General features: G+C 45.3%; 15 protein-coding genes. 12 read left to right on the top strand and 3 right to left on the bottom strand.

Features of this window, described 5'->3' with window-relative positions:
* The 12 genes from trpS (at position 1) to AB1756_10650 (ending at position 12,193) form a co-directional block, all read left to right on the top strand.
* A complete protein-coding gene (trpS, locus tag AB1756_10705) occupies positions 1-984 on the top strand; it encodes a tryptophan--tRNA ligase (GenBank protein ID MEW5807797.1) in 984 nt (327 codons plus the stop codon).
* Entirely contained in the window at positions 984-1,748 is a 765-nt protein-coding gene (locus AB1756_10700) for a segregation/condensation protein A (GenBank protein ID MEW5807796.1), read from the top strand. The genes trpS and AB1756_10700 overlap by 1 nt, the downstream gene beginning before the upstream one ends.
* 6 nt (positions 1,749-1,754) lie before the next feature.
* Positions 1,755-2,387, top strand: coding sequence for an SMC-Scp complex subunit ScpB (scpB, locus tag AB1756_10695; GenBank protein ID MEW5807795.1), 633 nt, complete (start codon positions 1,755-1,757; stop codon positions 2,385-2,387).
* Positions 2,384-3,115 (top strand): pseudouridine synthase, encoded by a 732-nt coding sequence (locus AB1756_10690; GenBank protein ID MEW5807794.1) that lies wholly within the window; start codon positions 2,384-2,386, stop codon positions 3,113-3,115. Before scpB ends, AB1756_10690 begins: the two co-directional genes overlap by 4 nt.
* Positions 3,116-3,206: 91 nt before the next feature.
* Positions 3,207-5,045 carry a 30S ribosomal protein S1 gene (locus AB1756_10685; protein MEW5807793.1) on the top strand — a complete coding sequence of 613 codons (1,839 nt, stop codon included), beginning with the start codon at positions 3,207-3,209 and terminating at the stop codon, positions 5,043-5,045.
* A 36-nt stretch (positions 5,046-5,081) separates the two neighbouring features.
* A complete protein-coding gene (locus tag AB1756_10680) occupies positions 5,082-5,366 on the top strand; it encodes an HU family DNA-binding protein (GenBank protein ID MEW5807792.1) in 285 nt (94 codons plus the stop codon).
* Between the two features lies 1 nt (position 5,367).
* Positions 5,368-5,850, top strand: coding sequence for an HIT domain-containing protein (locus AB1756_10675; GenBank protein ID MEW5807791.1), 483 nt, complete (start codon positions 5,368-5,370; stop codon positions 5,848-5,850).
* The gene (miaB, locus tag AB1756_10670) at positions 5,847-7,154 is read left to right on the top strand and encodes a tRNA (N6-isopentenyl adenosine(37)-C2)-methylthiotransferase MiaB (protein MEW5807790.1); all 1,308 of its coding nucleotides are present in this window, start codon (positions 5,847-5,849) and stop codon (positions 7,152-7,154) included. The genes AB1756_10675 and miaB overlap by 4 nt, the downstream gene beginning before the upstream one ends.
* 70 nt (positions 7,155-7,224) lie before the next feature.
* The gene (locus tag AB1756_10665) at positions 7,225-7,707 is read left to right on the top strand and encodes a bifunctional nuclease family protein (GenBank protein ID MEW5807789.1); all 483 of its coding nucleotides are present in this window, start codon (positions 7,225-7,227) and stop codon (positions 7,705-7,707) included.
* Between the two features lie 117 nt (positions 7,708-7,824).
* Entirely contained in the window at positions 7,825-8,580 is a 756-nt protein-coding gene (locus AB1756_10660; GenBank protein MEW5807788.1) for a ParA family protein, read from the top strand.
* Entirely contained in the window at positions 8,573-9,424 is an 852-nt protein-coding gene (locus AB1756_10655; protein ID MEW5807787.1) for a ParB/RepB/Spo0J family partition protein, read from the top strand. Before AB1756_10660 ends, AB1756_10655 begins: the two co-directional genes overlap by 8 nt.
* Before the next feature lie 396 nt (positions 9,425-9,820).
* The gene (locus tag AB1756_10650; protein ID MEW5807786.1) at positions 9,821-12,193 is read left to right on the top strand and encodes an LptF/LptG family permease; all 2,373 of its coding nucleotides are present in this window, start codon (positions 9,821-9,823) and stop codon (positions 12,191-12,193) included.
* Positions 12,194-12,287: 94 nt separating this feature from the next.
* On the opposite strand, the gene AB1756_10645 is transcribed toward AB1756_10650, so the two are convergent.
* The 3 genes from AB1756_10645 to AB1756_10635 form a co-directional block, all read right to left on the bottom strand.
* On the bottom strand, positions 12,288-15,041 hold the full coding sequence (locus AB1756_10645) for a tetratricopeptide repeat protein (GenBank protein ID MEW5807785.1): 2,754 nt from the start codon (positions 15,039-15,041) through the stop codon (positions 12,288-12,290).
* Between the two features lie 424 nt (positions 15,042-15,465).
* Positions 15,466-18,018, bottom strand: a complete 2,553-nt coding sequence (locus AB1756_10640) for an IPT/TIG domain-containing protein (GenBank protein MEW5807784.1) — start codon at positions 18,016-18,018, stop codon at positions 15,466-15,468.
* 85 nt (positions 18,019-18,103) lie between these two features.
* Entirely contained in the window at positions 18,104-20,692 is a 2,589-nt protein-coding gene (locus AB1756_10635; GenBank protein ID MEW5807783.1) for an IPT/TIG domain-containing protein, read from the bottom strand.
* Positions 20,693-21,015 lie beyond the last annotated feature (323 nt).

Raw genomic sequence — 21,015 nt, 5'->3', positions numbered from 1 at the left:
ATGGAAAAAAAGCGAGTTCTTTCAGGAATGCGTCCGACCGGGCTCTTGCATCTCGGACACTTCTTTGGAGCCCTTCAGAACTGGGTTAAACTTCAGGAGGATCATGAATGCTTTTACTGCATCGTGGATTATCATGCCCTGACGACAGATTATGAGGATACATCCAACCTCAAGGATTACATCTTCAACATGGCCGTGGACTGGATGGCTGCGGGGCTGAATCCAAAGAAGAGCACGATCTTCATCCAATCAGCCGTGAAGGAGCACGCCGAACTTCACCTCCTCCTTTCAATGGTCGTTCCACTGGGGTGGCTGCTGAGAGTTCCCACCTACAAAGAACAGCTGAGGGAGATCAAGGGAAAGGATCTGCACACGTACGGATTCCTTGGCTATCCCGTTCTTCAGGCGGCCGATATTGTTGTCTACAAAGCCGGTATCGTCCCGATAGGGGAAGATCAACTGCCTCATCTTGAGCTGACTCGAGAGATCGTCAGGAGATTCAATCACTTCTATGGAAACGTCTTCCCGGAACCTGAAGCCATGCTAACGGAAGTTTCCAGGCTTCCCGGAACGGATGGAAGAAAAATGTCGAAGAGCTACAACAATTCCATATTCCTGAGCGATCCACCCGAACTCATGCGCAGCAAGATCATGATGATGGTGACGGATCCCGCCAGGAAGAGAAGGAATGATCCTGGAAATCCCGACATCTGCCCGGTCTTTGCCTTCCATAAAGTTTTCTCCCCGCCCGAGAAAATCGTTGAGATCGACAGGGAATGCAGGAGGGCCGGGATCGGCTGTACAGAGTGCAAGAGCTACCTCGCGGATCACGTGAAGAAAAGGTTTTCCGATTTCATTGACAGAAGAAACCAGTTCGCAAGCGACAAGAGAAAAATGGAAGCCATGCTTGCTGAGGGAGCGGAACGGGCCAGAGCAGTGGCATCGGAAACAGTGAGAGAGGTCAGGGAGGCAGTCAAACTCTGATGGAAAAGATGAAAGATCCGCAGATCAATGAGACGTATCGCGTCAAGCTCGAGGTCTTTGAAGGGCCACTCGACCTCCTTCTCCATTTAATCAGGATTAGCAGGATCGATATATACGATATCCCAATTGTCAGGATTACTGAGCAGTACAACGCCTATCTTGACCTGATGAAAGAGCTGAACTTCGATGTTGCAGGCGAATTCCTTCTGATGGCTGCCACGCTCATATACATAAAGTCGAAGATGCTTCTGCCCTCTGAAGTAAAGGAAGGTCTCCCGGAAGAGGAGGACCCGCGAGCGGGGCTCACCCGGCAGCTCGTCGATTACCAGAGATACAAAGCGGCCTCTGAAAATCTCACTGCTCTCGAAGACATTCAGAGCTTGATTTGGCACAGAAGCTTCGCTGAATCCGTCATTCTTGAAGGAGAAGAGTACATTGAAGTCAGCCTTTTCGACCTGCTCTCGGCGTTCAAACATATTCTAGAGAAGATGGAGACTCAGGGGAAATTAGAACTTTCAAGAGAAGATTACTCCGTTCCGGAAAAGATGTCCGCAATAATGGAGCTTCTCAAGATGAAGAAGTTTCTTGAGTTCCCACTAATCTTTTCGAGGAGCGCCTCCCGGGCCGAAGTGATCGCAACGTTTCTTGCCATTCTCGAGCTCATCCGTCTGAAGATGATAAGAGCGTTTCAACGGGACACCGGGGATATTATCAGAATCTTCAGCCAGGAAAAGGACGACCAATCAGAAGGAGAACAGAACTGATCTTTCATGAACAGAGAAAACGATAGAAAAAGAAAAAGGATACCGAGCGAAAAAGAGATGAAAGCAATCGTGGAGGCTCTAATCTTCGCTTCGACGGAACCGATTAGCGTGGAGAATCTAATTTCTCTATTTGGAGAGGAAAGTGGTAATCAGGTCCGCCTCATATTATCCAAACTTATGCAAGAATATTCGCTTGAAGACAGAGGGATATCCATCGAGAAAGTTGCCGGCGGCTACCGGTTCGCCACCAGGAGTTCCGTCGGGCTATGGCTTAAAGATTTCGCTCTACTTAGCAGCAAAACGAAACTGTCCCGAGCGGCTATCGAGACTCTCTCCATTATTGCTTACAGGCAACCAATAACGATTCCCGAAATCCAGTTCATACGTGGCGTCAATCCGTCAGGAGCAATCAAGACTCTCCTGGAAAAGAAGTTCATCAAGATCACAGGGCGGAAGAGGACCATAGGGAAGCCCTTCACCTATGGAACAACCAGACAATTTCTCATATACTTCGGATTGGATAGCCTAGATGACCTTCCACCCATAGAGCAGTTCGATTCCATGCTCTCCTCATCCGCTGAGATCGAAGGGATTTCATTACCGGATGTCGAAGAACCTGGCTCCTCGGAGGAAGAATGAGAGAAAGACTTCAAAAGATATTGTCCCGGGCCGGTGTCTCCTCAAGAAGGGAGGCGGAGAAGCTTATTCTTGATGGAAGAGTGCAGGTGAACGGAAAAGCAGCTTTTCAGCTCGGTATGAAGGCCGATCCAGAAAAGGATCATATAAGGGTGGATGGCAAGCTGCTCAGGCTTTCAAGACCCGTCTTTCTGATGCTTTACAAGCCGAAGGGATACATCTGTTCTATGCATGATTCAGCCGGAAGGAGAACGGTATACGATCTTCTCAGAGGAGTGAAGGAGAGGGTATTTTCAGTGGGTCGGTTAGATTACAATAGTGAAGGATTGCTCCTCTTCACAAATGATGGTGCTCTTGCCAACAAACTGATGCATCCATCGGGAAAGGTTAAGAAGAACTACCTGGTCAAGATCAGGGGGTTGCTCTCAGAAGAAGATCTTCTCAAGATCAGGAAGGGCATCGTTCTTCAAGAGGGGAAAACTCTTCCGGTTAAAATCAGGATGGTCAAGAATGACGATCATTCTTGGGTAGAGATGGTCATGTCTGAGGGGAAGAAGAACCAGATCAGAAGGATATTCAGGCAACTGAATCATCGAGTTCTGAAACTCAAGAGAACCGGGTATGCATTTCTGACACTCGAGGGGCTGAATCCAGGCAGTTTCCGCTTCCTCTCAAGTGAGGAAATCGATAGGTTGAGACGATTTGCTCACCGAAATGATCCGCATACTTGACACAATAATCTATTTTTCATAATATAAATAGTTTAAAACATATATTTTAGCAAAAGCTGAATATAGAGCATAGCAGGAGGAGACAATCTTTATGCATTCGAATAAGGAGGCAAAGAATTCCCTTTCATCAAGGATACCCACGGATGACGCCGTGACTGGAGAGAACGTGATAAGTAGCGAAGATGGAAAGCCAGGCAGGAAGCCCCAGGATTACAAATCGGAAGACTTTGCTGCTCTCTATGACAGGACCTTCAAGAAATTTGCTGAAGGCGAAGTAGTCAAAGGCAGGATATTGAAGATCATGGAGAACGAGGTCATGGTCGATATCGGTTTCAAGTCGGAAGGAATCATCAACAAAGAAGAGTTCATCGGAAGCGATGGGAAGATCACAATAAAGGAAGGGGATGTCATAGATGTCCTTCTTGAAAAAAGCGAGGACAATGATGGCTACGTCGTCCTGTCACGCGAAAAAGCAGAGAAGATGAAGATATGGGATGACGTTGAGAAGGCCCACGCGGAAGGACGCTGTATAAAGGGAAGAGTCATCGAAAGGATTAAAGGAGGGCTTGCCGTTGACATCGGAATCAGAGCATTTCTTCCTGGTTCTCTCATCGATATACGGCCTGTGAAAAACCTCGATATGTTCAGGGGTAAGGAACTTCTTCTCAAGGTGATCAAAGTCAACAAGAAACGAGGAAATATCGTTCTTTCCCGAAAGGCAGTTCTTGAAGAGGAGAACGAGGAAAGGAAAAAGAAGACCCTCGAATCCATAGAGGAAGGAAAGATAGTCAAGGGAACGGTCAAGAACATCACAGAGTATGGAGTCTTCGTCGATCTTGGCGGAATCGATGGATTAGTTCACATCACCGACCTCTCCTGGGGACGGATCAATCATCCCTCGGAACTATTCTCAATCGGGGATGATATTGAAGTAGTCGTTCTGAAGTACGACCGGGATAAGGAAAGAGTATCACTCGGCTACAAACAGAAAACTAGAGATCCATGGGAGATGGTCTCTGAAAAGTATCCAATCGGTTCCAGGATCAGGGGAAAAGTTGTCAGTCTCACCGATTACGGTGCATTCGTGGAGCTTGAAGAAGGAGTGGAAGGCCTCATCCACATCTCCGAAATGTCCTGGACGAAAAAGATCAAACATCCTTCCAAGCTTCTTTCTGTCGGGGATATCGTGGAGTCAGTCGTGCTGGAAGTCGATCAGGAAGCACGGAAGCTTTCACTCGGTCTTAAACAGACGGAACCAAATCCCTGGAGCCTCATCGAAGGTAAATATAGAGTGGGGCAAAAGATCAAGGGAAAGGTCAGAAATCTGACCGATTTCGGTGCCTTCGTATCCGTCGACGAGGGGATTGATGGTCTAGTCCACATATCAGATCTTTCCTGGACAAAACGGATAAAGCATGCCTCGGATGTCTTAAAGAAAGGTGACCTGGTAGAAGCCGTCATCCTCAAGATAGATTCGGAGAATCAGAGGCTCTCGCTGGGAATTAAGCAGCTTCTCCCGAACGCCTGGACGGAATTTTTTGCCAATCACAGGGTAGGGGAGATCCTAACGGGGAAGATTGTAAGACTCACCGATTTTGGCGCTTTCATAGAGCTATATGAGAACGTAGAAGGTCTTGTCCATGTTTCCGAGCTCTCTAAGAATAGAATTGACAAGCCGGATAACCATTTCTCCGTAGGTCAAGAAATCCGGGTCAAGATCATCAAGATGGATCCAGAGGAAAATAAGATTGGACTGAGTGTAAAAGCTGCTCTCGATGAAGAAGAGAGAAGAGACGTAAAGGAATATATAGAGAAGCAGGAAAGCAGCAGGATCAGCATCGGAGATCTTGTTGGCGATTTCAGCGATCTGGCTAAGAAATCTGCTGAAGAGAAATCGGACTCTGAAAACGCGGAAAAAAGAGAGGAATAGCCTTCATTTCCTCTATTATGAAGGAGGAGAGAGGATATGACAAAAGCAGAGCTCGTAGAGGAAGTTTCCAGGGTTTCTGATCTAACGAAGGGGCATTCAGAGGCCATCGTCAATCTTGTCTTTCAATCAATCATCGAGGCTCTCAAGCGCGACGAGAAAGTGGAATTGAGAGGTTTCGGCAGCTTTAGGATCAGAAGGAGAAGATCCAGACAGGGAAGAAATCCAAAAACAGGCGTCAAGGTCTTCGTCCCCGAGAAGAAGATACCCTACTTTAAGCCGGGAAAAGAATTAAAAGAGCTAATTAACGAAACGTCCGGCTGATATGTACGAAAACATTTACGCTCCCTGGAGATTCAAGTACGTGACCTCTAGCTCAGACTCCGATGAATGCATTCTTTGCGCTGCCAGAGGGGCTGGAAAAGATGAAGAAAAGTACATACTGTTTCGCGGACGTTATGGTTTCATCATCTTGAATCTCTTTCCATACAATAATGGGCATCTCATGATAGTTCCCAACGATCATGTTATCTATCTAAGCGATTTAAGCCCGGAAACCCTTCAGGAAATGCTGGAAATGGCTTCTAAATGCGAGGATATCCTCAGAAAAGTCTATGCCCCTAAAGGGTTTAATATCGGAATGAACATCGGGAAATGCGCAGGAGCCGGCATCAAAGATCACCTGCATCTTCATGTCATACCCAGATGGGAAGGGGACACCAGTTTCATAAGCATCCTCTCCGGAACGAGAATCATTCCTGAAGACATTGACACAACGTACCAAAAACTAAGGCCATTCTTCTCATGAAAAGATATTTCATTAAGACTTGGGGATGCCAGATGAATGATCATGACTCAGAAAAGATTTCTGGTGTGCTTTCCAGCATGGGATACGCTCCCTCCGCCGCTCTCTCTGATGCGGATGTAATCCTTCTCAATACATGCAGCGTCAGAGAAAAATCCTTTCAGAAGGCGTTCGCTTTCCTCGGCCGCTTGAAGAAGATGAAGGAAGAGAACCCTTCTCTGATCATCGGCTTCTGCGGATGCGTGGCACAACAGGAAGGATCAAGAATATTCGAAAGAGCTCCTCATGTAAATTTCATCATGGGTCCTCGTAGCCTTGGAAGCATTGAAAAGCTCATCGATCAATCTTCGTCATCTTCCATCTGTTTGGATCCCTTGTGGAAAGATGATTTCTCGATGATCCGCTTCGAAAGTTTTGTTAGAAAGACATTTCCGAAAGCCTATATCACAATCATGGAAGGATGCAACAGAGGATGCTCGTATTGCATTGTCCCGCAGACCAGGGGCAGGGAAGCGTGTCGCCCATTCCAGGAGATCATAAGGGAAGCTATCTTTCTATCGGAATCAGGTTTTCTAGAGATCGAGTTGCTCGGACAGAATGTTAATGGATATCGATTCGAAGATAAAACTTTCGTCGATCTTCTGCGCGGGCTGTTGAAGATCCATTCTTTGAAGCGCATAAGATTCACAACATCACATCCTTCACATCTCTCGCTCGAAATAATGCGAGAGATGAAGGAAAACGACAGGATGTGCAACCATGTTCATCTGCCAGTCCAATCAGGTTCCGATAGGATTCTTAAACTCATGAATAGAGGGTATACTGCAAGAGATTATATCGAAAAAGTCTTTTGGTTAAAGGAAAACATTAAAGATTTTACTTTAAGTACAGATATTATAGTTGGATTCCCTGGTGAAGATGATTCAGATTTTAAAGATACAATTTCTCTAATTGAAAAAATAGAATTCCAAAATATCTATTCTTTTGCTTATTCTCCAAGACCTGGCACACCTGCTGCCAAATTGAATGACAATGTACCGCATAGTGTTAAATTAGAAAGGTTGCACTCTCTCCAGAATTTGCAGACATCGATCCAAGAACAGGCCAACAGAGAATGGATAGGAAGAGATGTCCAAGTCTTATATGACGGGAAAAGCAAGAAAGACAACAATATGCTTTCTGGAAGGACAAAAAATAACAAGATCGTCAACTTCTATTGCAGAGAGCCACTTAAGGATAGGATTGTAACGGTCAAGATCAAAGATTCTTCTGTTCATTGTCTCATCGGTGAATTAATCTTAAGCTAAATTTCTTTCTTGACAAGGGGATAGTTTAAAGCTATATAGATATTCCTTAAGTTAGAGGGGGAAGCTTCTGATGCTAATAAAAATGAAAGTGAAAAGCCTTCTCATAGATCCGGTTTCCAACATGCCTATCATAATCCTTCGGGAAGAATCGAGCGAGGAAATACTTCCTATATGGGTTGGAATCTTTGAAGCAAATGCCATTGCAATGCAGCTTGAAAAGATCATTTCTCCGAGACCCATGACACATGATCTCTTAAAAAACATCCTCGATGATTTTCATGTCGGGCTGGAAAAGGTAGTCATCAACGATTTAAAAGAAAACACCTTCTTTGCGACCCTTTATCTCAAACACAACAACTGCTCCATTGAGATTGATTCCCGTCCAAGCGATGCCATCGCTCTTGCGTTGCGCACCAACTCTCCGATCTTCGTGGAAAGCGATGTTCTTCACAAGGCCAAGAATATCGATATTCGTGAGTTGAGCGAAGCCGATCGATTGCGCAAATGGCTCGAAAATGTGGATCCAAAAGAGCTGGGAAAATATGAAATGTAGAGAGCCTGGCAATTAGTTGCGCAATAAAAAGCCTGTTGACAATTAGCCATTCAATATATATTATTATATAAATTTTCCCCTCTGATTTTGGCCTGGTTTTCTTGCCATTCCTTTGAGATGATTATATCAATAACGAATCAAAAAGGCGGCGTTGGAAAAACGACGACTTCTATTAATCTCGCAGCCGCTCTAGCACAGAAGAATTATAAAACTTTGCTTGCGGATCTTGACCCACAGTCCAACTGTTCTCTTTCCTATCTTGATCTATCCCAGATCACTCTTTCAATGTACGATGTTTTTGTGAATCCTAACGTTAAATTTAGAGACATCACATACAAGACGCATGTTAAGAATCTTCATCTCGCTCCATCCCGAATCTCTCTTGCAAAAGCAGAGTCGAAACTTCTGGGCGAATTTGATAGTCATTTCAAGTTAAAGGATAAGATCGATGAAATAAAAGATAACTATGATTATATTATCATCGACACACCTCCAACGCTTGGACTGCTAACTATCAATGCTCTGGTAGCATCTTCCCATCTAATCGTTCCTATTCAATCATCTTACTTCGCTCTTGAAGGAACGGAAGATCTCCTGGAAACCTATGAGAAGATCAGGGCTCGCCCGAATCCCAATCTTCAATTCTTAGGAGTAGTTATTACTCTCCATGATAAGAGAACCATCCTGGCAAGGGACATCAAGAATCAGATAAGGAACGTCTTTGGTGACAAGGTGTTCAAAACGATCATTAGCAAAAGCGTGCGATTGGAAGAGGCACCAGCTTACAAGGAATCCATCTTTACATTCGCGCCAAATTCTTCTGGTGCCCTGGAATACTATAAGCTTTCAGAAGAGGTGATTGGTCGTGTCTAAATTGAGAGGTTTGCCACAAGGAAAAAAATCGAGGACAGAACTGCATTTTGTTGAGGAGCTTCTCTCCTCAAAATCAACCGCGATTGGAAAGTTCATTGACATCTGCAAACTGGATGTCAACCCATTCCAGCCGCGAAAGGACTTTGGCGATTTGAATGAACTTGTAAGTTCCATCAAAGAAAAAGGAGTCCTGGAACCAGTTCTCGTAAGGTCTTTCAAAGGCAAGTATGAGATCATCGCAGGCGAAAGGAGATATCAGGCAAGCAAGATTGCCGGGTTGAAGCAGATTCCGTGCATAGAGATCGACGTTGACGATGGAGGAAGCCTTGAGATCTCTCTAGTCGAGAACCTGCAGAGGAAAAATCTTGATCCTTTTGAAGAAGCAACGGCTCTTCAAAACCTGATCAATTATTTTGATTACACACATGAACAGATAGCAAAAAAATTGGCAAAATCAAGAACATCAATCACCGAGACTCTCTCTCTTAACAAGCTATCCGAGGATATAAAGGACCTTTGTCGGCGTGCCGACATCAGATCTAAATCCATGCTTCTGCAGATAGCGCGATTGAGCAATGAAGAAGATATGAAGCTTCTCATCAAAAAGATCGCCAACGATGGAATGACTCGGGAAGAAGCAAGATCTTTCAAACGAGAAAAGAATAACAATCGCATCAACAACAATATGGCGAAAAGATTTATCTTTCATTACAGACCGGAGAACAGGAGTTTCTCATTAAACATTAGATTCAACAAGCAGCAAGTGCAGAGGGAAGAACTGATCTCGATCCTAGAAGAAATCATTGAAAGAATAAAGAGTGATCCATCCTGCAAAATATGGTGATTGCCTTTAGCCACTTTTGAGACATTTCACCGGCAAAGTCAGGGCATTGAACCAAAGGATATTAGTTTTCGCTTTGTCCTGGTCTATATTTATCCATGCCTAAATACCTTTGATTAATTTGCATATAAGCTATTTCATAAAAGATTGCATAAGCTCGTAATGTTGTTCAAAGGGTCACCATTTAGTTTACATAATATATCTTATCGGACATTAACAGTGATTATCACTCCATATCTTGAAAGCTTATTAAGATGATCGCGTTGGCTCCCCCTTCCGCTGCGGGCGCATGGTGACACTTAGCCTCCCGGATTTTTCCAGCTGATATTTGAAGATATTCTATTTTTTTAGCTGTGGCGGGGGCTATTCTGATAAAATTATGAATAAAAGTGGTAACAGATGATGAAGCTTGACAGGTATATTTTTAAGGAAACACTTTCCCCTGCCCTGATAGGCCTTCTTTTATACACCTTCGTCCTTCTGATGAACCATTTTTTCCTTCTGGCGCGGGAGGCAATCCAGAAAGAGATGCCGTTCTTCCTTGTGCTCAAGCTACTATCACTCGAATTCCCCAAGATCATCGTCCTGACGATACCCATGTCTGTCCTTTTAGGCATTCTCATCGGAGTTGGAAGACTCGTTGCCGATAGCGAAGTCATCGCATGCTATGCCTCAGGAATAGGAAGATTTAAGATTTTTAAAGCAACTTTTTACTTTGCGCTTGTGGCAGCAATCTTATCCCTGCTCATCTATCTCTTTCTCGTGCCAGCATCTGAGTTCGAAGCCAGAAAGACCCGGAACGAGATCTTTCTCAGAAGCGACATCACCAGGGATATCAAACAGAGGATCTTTTACGACAAGATGGAGCAAGTCATAATTTATGCCGACGAGATAAAATCCGACACAAAACTTATGGAAAGGGTCCTAATCAAGCAGGAGGAAACTAAAGAAGAGCCGGAAAAGTTGATACTAGCGGAACGAGGCTTCCTGAGCAATGAACGAGATACAGGAACGATAAAAATCTACCTTGAAGATGGTGAAATTCATATTTTCTCTGCAAAAGAGCCTGACGCTTACAGGATAAATAAGTTTTTTAATCTATCTCTGACATTGAGCAACTATCAGGAGATGATGCAAGTCTTCAGCGCTCCTCCGCAGCGCGGAATCCAGGATTCAAGTGTTGGAGATCTTTACCAGGAGATGAAAAAGATTATGTCATCTCCGGGAGACCCAGCTTCCGCTTTCCGCCTGAGAAGGATCCTGGCCGAGATTAATCAGAGATTTGCCATCCCTTTCGTTTCATTAGCCTTCTGTCTGGTATCATTTCCACTAGCCATGATAAACATAAGAGGTGGCAAAGGCGGGGGATTCGCAATCAGTATCCTTATCATTATCCTTTACTGGGCAACCTTCATTATAGGCCGCGATCTGGCTCTTGAAGATAGGATCCCGGCCTGGCTTGGAATTTGGGGCGCCAATCTTCTCATGCTTCTATGTGGGCTTCTCCTGATCATTGCCGGAAAGGTCAAGTCGTTGAGAAGGATCGATCCGGGTTATTTGATCATCTGGCTTAATAAGATCAAGTTCGTTCTATCTCTCAAGGAAACTCGCGGGAGAGCAGCAAGCTGGCTCGATTTTTCTTTCACCAGAAAACCGGGAAGTAGATCCGGGTATTTCCTGAATGTCATCGACCGCTACATCGTAATCCATTACCTGAAAGTCTTTGTTTTCATAGCGATGACCGTTTACGTGCTTTCCCTCGTCGTTGAACTGAAAGGGATTATAGATTCCGTCATCGAAAGAAAATTTTCCATGTCGATCATTCTGCAGTATTTCAAATACTACACTCCCGGCATGATGAAATATATTATCCCAATCTCATCTATGATGAGTGCCATCGTGACGATCGCCTCACTCTCGAAGCATTCTGAAGTGGTTGCGATAAAATCCTCTGGTATCAGCAGTTACAGGATGATCGTTCCCCTGATCATCGTCTCTTTTCTTTTCAGCGTTCTTTTTTATTTCATGCAGGATTACATTCTTCCCTATACCAATCAAAAGGCTCTTATGATCAAGGACCGGATCGAAGGAAGAAGAGGAAGCAGCTACAGCGCATTTCACGGACGCTGGATGATGGGAGAAGGAAAGAGGGTCTTTCACTATAAAAATTATGAATCGTCTCCTCCCACCTTGATCGGCGTCACGATCCTTGAGATCTGGGAGGATCGATTCACATTGAAAAAGAGGATTCAGGCCGAAGAATTCTCCTGGAATGGAACAAGTTGGAAACTGAAGAACGGATGGGAGAGAAGATTCCTGAAGAATACTGGATACGAACATTTCAACCAAAAAGAATATGCTATAGCGGAAGGATACGATTACTTCGAGCACAAGGAGAGGACCTTTTTTGGTGGTTCCAGGATACCGGAACAGATGAGCTATTTCGAGCTGAGAAAATATGTTCAGAACATGGAACTGGCGGGATACGATACCAGCAGCCTCCGTGTAGGGCTACACGAAAAGATCTCATTCCCGCTGACCTCACTCATCATGGTCCTGATCTCGATACCGTTTGCCTTTCTTATTGGGAAGAAGGGATCTCTTTATGGAGTCGGCATTTCACTCCTCATAATCATCGTTTACTGGGCGGTATTCGCAATATCCAGCGCTCTTGGCCTTGAGGGGATCCTTCCTCCATTCCTTTCCGCATGGGCACCAAACATCATTTTCGGTCTTGCCGGTATCTGGGGCATAATAAATATCCGAACTTGAAAATTTGCTTCGCTCTATTTTATAAAATTAGGATATCGCCTCTTGCATTAACTGTATTTATCAACCCGGCATCTTAAAAGCTTTTTAAATGGAATTAGTGGGAGAGAGATTGGATTCTCACTCTGATATTCTTCTGATCTGGAACCAGGGAAAGCGATTTTTGGAAATATCGAAGTGCCTCTTCATTGTTGCCAATATAAGCGGAAGCCTCTCCGGCCATATTCAAGAGATTGATATTCTGAGACTCATACGATAGCGCTTTTTCTATGAGAGACAGTCCCTTTTGATACTCTTCTCTCTCGAAGTAGTTTCTTGCCATGAGAATCCAGATTTTGATGTTCCCGGGGTCCTTCTGGACGATCCTGTCCAGTTCACGGAGTCCTCTTTCAGATTCTCCGTTCCGGAAATATGCCAGCCCCAAGTTCTTCCTGGCATCCACGTAATCCGGCCTGAGTTGTAGAGCCTTCTGGTACATCTTAATCTCTTCTTCGAACATCCCCTGCTTCCCCAAGGCCACTCCAAGGTTGTTGTAAGGAGATTCATAACCGGGCTGGATCTCTATTGCCTTTTTCCATATATCCATGGCAGGTTTGATCTCACCTCTGTGGAAATAGAGACTCCCGAGATTGTTCATCACGATGGCATTGTTTGGAGCTCTTTCAAGCGCTTTGTTGAAGTACTGAATAGCTTTATTAAGATCCCCACTCTCCTGATATATAAGAGCGATGTTGTTGTAACTGCCGATGAAAAAGGGATCGACATCGATCGCCTTTTCATACCACCGGATGGCCTCTTCATCATATCCTTTCATCTTCCATATGTTTCCGATATTGTTGTAACCTTCCGCATAGTCCAGATCGATCTCAATGGTCTTTCTATACTCCTTGAGCGCCTCTTCAAGTCGCCCCATCCTTTCATAGAGAATTCCCAGGCTGTTAATGGCATCGGCGTAACGGGGTTCGATTGAAAGAGCTATCCTGAAATGTTCTTCTGCTGAATGCAGTTCTCCTTTTTCCATATAGACGTTTCCCAGCAAATTCTCCACTTCCATGTTGTCCGGTTCTCTTCTGAGAACTTCTTTGAAGATGTCGATTGCCCCATCCAGCTCTTTCATGTGCATCTTTGCAATCCCCATGTTGGTCATGGCCGCCGTGAAAGAGGGGTTGATCTCAAGGGCCTTTTTGAACTGTTCGATAGCTTCCTTGAAGTCTCCTCTGTTGATGAGAACCAGACCACGATTGTTGAATGAATTATCGCTATCGGATGATATGTATCCAAGAGATAGAAGTTTTTCCCTTATCTCCTGATCCATATCAGATTCAATGGGAGTCTCTGAAGAGGCAAGGGTAACTTCCCTCTCGTAGGAGTTCGTGAATCTTACAGGATACCTTTCGAGAAAAACCGGATCAAAAAGCTGGATCAAGGTCCGCCCATCCATATCGGCTCCTACCGGGAGTCCATAGAGAGAGAGAACCGTAGGCAGAAGATCGAGAATTCTACCCTCCTCTACGTGCATTCCTCTCCTTATATTTTTTCCAGCAGCAATGAGGATACCGTACCGCTCGTGCCAGAAAGCGGCTTTGCCCATATCTATCCTCGCATCATAGGTAATCGGCCGCTCTCCGCCCACCTTGAATCCATGGTCTGAGCATACGATTATCGTCCAGCTCTCGTCCTTTCGGCTAAGAATCTCTCCAATGACTCCATCTATGTACTCGTAGTAGCGGTCAATTGTGTCGCCGAAGATCTTCATCTCCCTATCGGTAACTCCTGTGATCCTCGGTTTTCTGTATCTCATGAAAAGGTGGCAGACGGTATCCGTACCCTCGAAATAAACAGCTTCCAGATCCGCATTCGTTCTCTCTTCAAGGAACAGGTAGATCTTCCTATAAGTCTCACTTGAGGAATAGAGAGTTTTGAAATCCTCCATCAGCTTTGCTTTCTCTCCTTCAAAATCTTCAGGCATAGCTTCAGGTCCAAAAAATCTTTTGATGTCATCCCATGTCATTTCTTCCGGTCTGACAATCAGAGTTGCTATTTTCGAGTAAAGGCTTGGCGGATATGTTTTCCCTTGTGCAGACTCAACTCTTGACGAGATGCCAAAAAGTTGGTATGCAACTCTGTCGGTAATGATATAACCATTCACGCTTTCAGCCGGCCAAGTCGCCCACCATCCCACGATTCCTACCTTGATACCCAGATCTCCAAGGATTCCCCACATCGCTCTAACCCTTCTTAGATTGCTCGTTACCGGGACTTTTGAGCCCGTTCTCTCGTCAATGGCAAGGAAATCCATGATTCCATGCTTGTCAGGTTTCTTCCCGGTTGCCATAGAGGTCCAAACGATTGGAGATAGAGACGGATTGATTGTGAGAAGTTTTCCAGAGCTTCCCCGATCCCTCAGTTTCTTGAGGTTGGGCAGTCTTCCTGATTCCATCAAGGGATTCAGGATATCCCAGTCCGCTCCATCAAGGCCGATGATCAGGATTTTCGCATCGAGCGGTTTCTGTATGATGTTCAAATCATTCTTGAAAAATACCTTGTTCAGTTTAATAGAGCGGACCTCTATTCCGAATTCCTTCATTTCCTGAACGAGGGACTCTTCCAGTTCGATACAGATCTGAAACCATCTCGTCCTCATCTCGGGATTTGGCATCACAAGTGTTGAAAGGACTCTCTGCATAGAATCGTAGAAGATTCTCGAATCCACAGGATAGTAACCCCTGCTCTTGATGTGCGGATGCGCAAGCGTTATTCTGTCCCCGTCAAATGCAAAAGCGATCTTACCTTCGATAAAAAACTCTGACCCTTCCCTGCTTATGAAGGGCTTTTCAAGTTTTTCAAGCATGGCTTCTCGTTCATGCTTGCCATACCTATAGATAGATAAAAGGGGGAAGAGGGAGTAGCCTACTTTAGTTTTGATGATCTGAGGATTTGAAGAGAAAATACTTGAATCAAGAATATAAAAGTATTCCTTCTGATCAAGAATTCTGACTCCGGAGATAAGATAGAAGATCAGAACGAAAATTAGTAACGCAAGAATCTTCTTCATTATTTTAAAATTATAACATATCGATGTGCAGCCCTCCTGGGCGGACGCGGACGAGGAGCTTGGCCTCGGTGGAAAGAATCGAGCGACGTTGCAAATGTATTTATGAAACATGATACTTGCCATGTGCATTGCAGGTTGTTCATGATAGTGGGTGCTATAATCAAAAAGGCGGGGAACTTTACTTCAAGAGAGAGCTACGTCTAAAGGCTTATGCGCAGTACTATTCGCTCGCCTCATTGTTGCAGCTATCCGCTGCTTTTATCTTATAATAGAAAATATCGCCGCTCGGAGTGTCGTCAAACTCCGTCGTGTATCCATGGGCGGTCGTCCCGATCTTTGTTGTCACATTATTCTTTTCAGTGCCGCGGTACACATTGTATTTAAAAGCACCGGCGGAAGCGGTCCAATCAAGATGAATCGTTGCCCCTTTATCGGGAGTCGTCACTTTCAACGTATTTCCAACTGGATCGGGAGGAGTCGTATTAGTACTCGTTGTGGCTGTAACATCAATACTTATTACACTATTTAAATCCCTGTTAGGCGTTTCAGCGAACTTATCGGCGGAGTCAACGGCTTCTACTATGTACCAGTATTTAGTACTCTTGGAGACATTATCATCCATATAGGTAAGATCCGGGACGTTGTTCAAGTAAGTAGCAGGGCGGTATCCATCAGGATCACTCGTGTAAGCCTTTTTGGTTGGGATGAACGGCGTCCCGTTCGTAGAATCCCATGGGTTCAAAGTCGTTCTGTAGATGTTGTAAGAAACGTTGGGTGAGTCCGTATCTGTAACCTTATTCCATTTCAACATGATTCCCAAACTGCAATCTTTTGCATCTGTTGCAGATTGAATCCCCACAGTCGTATCCCATTTGGGCGGAATCACATCCGCATATCTTACTCCATCCGTCACTACCGCTGATTGCCCACCGCTGTTCCTCACCTCTACGTTCACCAGCCCCCTCTTCCCTCCAGTTGAAGCCGGTGCCTCCGCCAGCAGCTTCCCCTCCGTTATCAGAATCACATCGCTAGATTCCACATTGTCTATGAATACCCTCACCCCTTCCCTGAATCCACTCCCCCTTATCACCACCCAGTCCCCTCCCCTGAAATTTACACCAGAGGGTATTATGCTGCTCACATTCGGAGTCGCCGCATCTGTCGGAATCCCTGAACTCTTGAAGTGATACCCCATATCCACAGTACCACTATCCCCAACTTCATCCGTCCTCGTCGTCAGCGAATCCATCACCTGGTCGCTTGCCGTCCCGCTCCCGCTGTCCAGACAGGGACTGTTAACATCCTGCTCCCCTGTCGCTGCCTGTGAGAGATAATGCTTCCCCAGCGGTCCGCTTGCAAAGAGTGGATCACTGCTGATGTTGCCGCTCCCGGTGAAACCCTCCTGCACATCCGAATAGGTTATCGATATAGTCCCGGGACCGTTATAAACGTCATCACCATTGTTGAAGTATAGGATAGAATTCCTGGTATTTACTGAGGAAGCGTTTGAATCATATACGGTCAGGCCATTACCAAACCAGGATGCTCGGTTCCCGGTCATCGTGGTGTTCGTAATATTGAAGATTCCCTCCCCATCTGAATCCACAAGCAATCCTCCACCGTAAGTTTTTGCCTCATTATCTCTGATGAGATTATTCTTTATATCTGCTTCTATGTAGATAGTTGCATCGTCGGAAAAGAGAACCCCACCGCCCTTTCCCTCTTCTGCTTCGTTCCTGACAATGACGTTATTCTTTATCTGGACCCTGTTGCTCTCGTGGAAATCAGGGTAGATCAGGATGGCTCCGCCCCTTTTCGCCTTGTTCCCCACGATATAGTTGCTCGATATAGCGAAGTCAGGAAGGAGATCGTAAAGGTATGTCTGATAATGCGCGACAGAGACTCCTCCACCATCGTGAAGATCCGTTCTATTTCCAACGATGATATTATTGCTGATCGCGCTGTTAGCCATATTATCGTTGAAGAGAAGGTAGACACCGCCACCCTTTGTTTCGCATCTGTTCCCCGCAATGATGTTGTTCGTAAGTGTGGCATGGTCATCGGTTGATTTAAATGCTCCCCCTGAAGCCACTCTTCTTCCATTGACCATGCTTATTCCATCTACGACAACCGTGGCACCAGTCCCCCAGGTCCGAGCACACAAGTCGTCGTAATCGCCGTCCAGGATTGTGATGTACTGATCAGCATCACGTGAAGTGAAGTTGGTGGACCACCCCCCTGTCATAACGATCCTGTTCCTGAGCCATAGATTCTCCTTGTAAGTACCCTGCTCTAACCTTATCTCTATCGGACCATCATCGGGTGGATTGCTCCCTCCCATTTTTTCATCGATGAGCTTCTGGATGCTTGCCTTCGGTGTAGAAGGGCTTGTCCCGTTGTTGGAATCATTACCGCGGGGGGGTTCAGCGATGTAATATACCTTCTGAATAGCGCAGAAACCGTTGCTTCTTATCGCAAACTTTCCATCAGTGTTTCTTACTTTTACTTCATGGATCCCGTATGTGGTCATATTCGGCGACGTGGCATTGAGGGTCTCTGCATCAACGAAGGTGGTTGTGCAATCTATCCCTTTTATGCTGACAGTAGCTCCGCTCTTAAAATTCGTTCCCTTGACAGTGAATGAGGTTCCTCCTGATGGTGGGCCCCAGTTGGGCATGATCGTCTCAATGGTAGGAGTCTGTGAATAGACCAGTGAAACAAGAAGAATCAGCACGGATATGAACAAAAAAGAAGATCTTATTTTAATTTTCATCTTACCTCTCCACCTTGCATTTCTCATTGAAGATATAAATCATAGAGGTCCAGGCATTCTTTACTTGCCTGTTCAATATTTACCTTCACTCATTTGCTTCGTTTCCAGGAGGATTGCCTGAAGGATTGCAGCTATCCGTCGCCTTGATCTTATAAAAAAACATGTCGCCTGACGGAGGAGTATCATCGTATTCCGTTGTATAGCCGTTGGTTATGGTTGTGATCCTGTTGCTGGCATTCCCCACGTTGGTTTTATCCGTGCTTCTGTAAATGTTATACTTGAATGCTCCGGCTGAAGCCATCCAGTCAAGGTGGATCTTGTCACCGGTTCCTTTCGTCACTTTTAAAGTATTGCCAACGGGTTCTGGCGGAGTCGTATCCGAAGAATTTGTCGTCGGGATCGTCCCCGATTCTGTACTGATAACGCTGTTCAGCTCCCTGTTGGGGGTTTCTCCATATTTGTCCGCAGAATCAATTGCCTCCACGATATACCAGTATTGTACACTCTTAGACACATTCGTATCTAAATAGGTCAAGTCCGGAACATTCGTGAGATATGTTGCAGGACGGTAACCACCTGGATCGCTTGGATAAGCTTTCTTTGTCGGGATGAACCTGTAATCTGAGGTTGTATCAAATGGATCCTGAGTTGTTCTATAGATGTTGTAAGAAACGGGAGAAGAATCTGTATCTGTAGCCCCGAACCATTTTAAGACAATCCCCAAACTGCAATCTTTTGCATCTGTTGCAGATTGAATCCCCACAGTCGTATCCCATTTGGGCGGAATCACATCCGCATATCTTACTCCATCCGTCACTACCGCTGATTGCCCACCGCTGTTCCTCACCTCTACGTTCACCAGCCCCCTCTTCCCTCCAGTTGAAGCCGGTGCCTCCGCCAGCAGCTTCCCCTCCGTTATCAGAATCACATCGCTAGATTCCACATTGTCTATGAATACCCTCACCCCTTCCCTGAATCCACTCCCCCTTATCACCACCCAGTCCCCTCCCCTGAAATTTACACCAGAGGGTATTATGCTGCTCACATTCGGAGTCGCCGCATCTGTCGGAATCCCTGAACTCTTGAAGTGATACCCCATATCCACAGTACCACTATCCCCAACTTCATCCGTCCTCGTCGTCAGCGAATCCATCACCTGGTCGCTTGCCGTCCCGCTCCCGCTGTCCAGACAGGGACTGTTAACATCCTGCTCCCCTGTCGCTGCCTGTGAGAGATAATGCTTCCCCAGCGGTCCGCTTGCAAAGAGTGGATCACTGCTGATGTTGCCGCTCCCGGTGAAACCCTCCTGCACATCCGAATAGGTTATCGATATAGTCCCGGGACCGTTATAAACGTCATCACCATTGTTGAAGTATAGGATAGAATTCCTGACGCTGAAGGTCGATGTGTTTGTGTCATAAACTGCGATCCCGTCCCCAAACCAGCTTGCGCTATTTCCTGCTATGGTGTTCTGAGTTATGGTGAAGGACCCCTCGCCATTTCCATCAACCAGCAATCCGCCGCCATAAGACTTTGCTTCATTGTTCCTGATCAAGTTATTCTTTACGTCGGCTATCAGATTTATGGTGGTCTCGTCAGCAAGAAGGATTCCACCTCCTTTGCCCCCCTCCGCCTTGTTCTTCACAATGAGATTATGCTTTATCTTTACCCTGTCATACTCGTTGAAATCGGGATATATCCAGATTCCTCCTCCCCTTCGAGCTTTATTGCCAACGATATAGTTGCTCGAAATAGCTGCATCCGGTATGAAGGAGTACGGATACGTCCCGTATGGGAAGATTCCTATGCCTCCGCCATTGTGATAATCGGCGCGGTTCCCGACAATGATGTTGCTGCTTATGATCGTGTTATACATGTCGTTGTTAAACGTCATGTAAATAGCACCGCCATTCATTTCTGCCCTGTTCCCTGCAATCACATTGTTTGTTATAGTCGAGTAATCATCTAGAGAATAGTAGGCACCTCCGTACTGGATCCTCCGACCGTTGATCATCGTGATCCCGTCCATCGTAATCGTAGCGGCAAATCCCCAGCTCCTCGCACACATGTCATCATAATCGCCGTCCAAGATTGTTATGTACTGGTCTGGATCCCGTGATGTAAAGTTTGTAGACCATCCGCCGGTGAGGATAATTCTTCTCCTCAGCCAGAGATTCTCTTTGTAGGTTCCCTGTTCCAGTCTTATCTCTATCGGACCATCATCGGGTGGATTGCTCCCTCCCATTTTTTCATCGATGAGCTTCTGGATGCTTGCCTTCGGTGTAGAAGGGCTTGTCCCGTTATTGGAATCATTACCGCGGGGGGGTTCAGCGATGTAATATACCTTCTGAATAGCGCTGAAAGCACTATTCCTGTACGCATACTTTCCATCCGGATTATTGACTCTGACCTGATAGATGCCATATGTGCCCATGTTGGGGGATGTTGCATTTAGCGTTTCTGGATCTACAAATATCGTAGTGCATTCAATTCCGTTAATTAAGACTTTGGCTCCACTCTTAAAATTCGTTCCTTTGACGACAAAATCTGTACCTCCTGCGGGAGGCCCCCAATTTGGAATGATAGTCTCGATTGTAGGGCTTTGCGAGAATGCGGGCAGGAAAAGAATAAAAAATAAAGAAAAAGTAAGGCAGGATTTAATCTTACGTGACATCACGCTCCTCCAAGTCAGCCCATCTATAGCCCATGGTTATTTGAAGGTTAAGGTAACCAACCAATTGCAAGTATTTCATATACATTTAAAATAAAAAAAGTCAAGCTTAAAATCCTGCTTGTAAGTCATTTAAAAACAATGACTTATAATTGTAAACTTATGCTTATTCAGCAATCATTGAAATATTATCAAAAAGGGCTCATCAGACATTCCAATGGGTAACTGGATAAAGTTGTAGACCTCCGCAATGGAAATAAATGGCTGTCTTGAAATGTTCCCTGTTCCTAAAACCACAAGCCATCTTTTTAATGGTTTGAATCTTG

It is taken from the genome of Acidobacteriota bacterium (assembly GCA_040752675.1).
Lineage (GTDB): Bacteria > Acidobacteriota > Polarisedimenticolia > JBFMGF01 > JBFMGF01 > JBFMGF01.
This window is presented reverse-complemented; position numbering and strand designations above follow the sequence as displayed.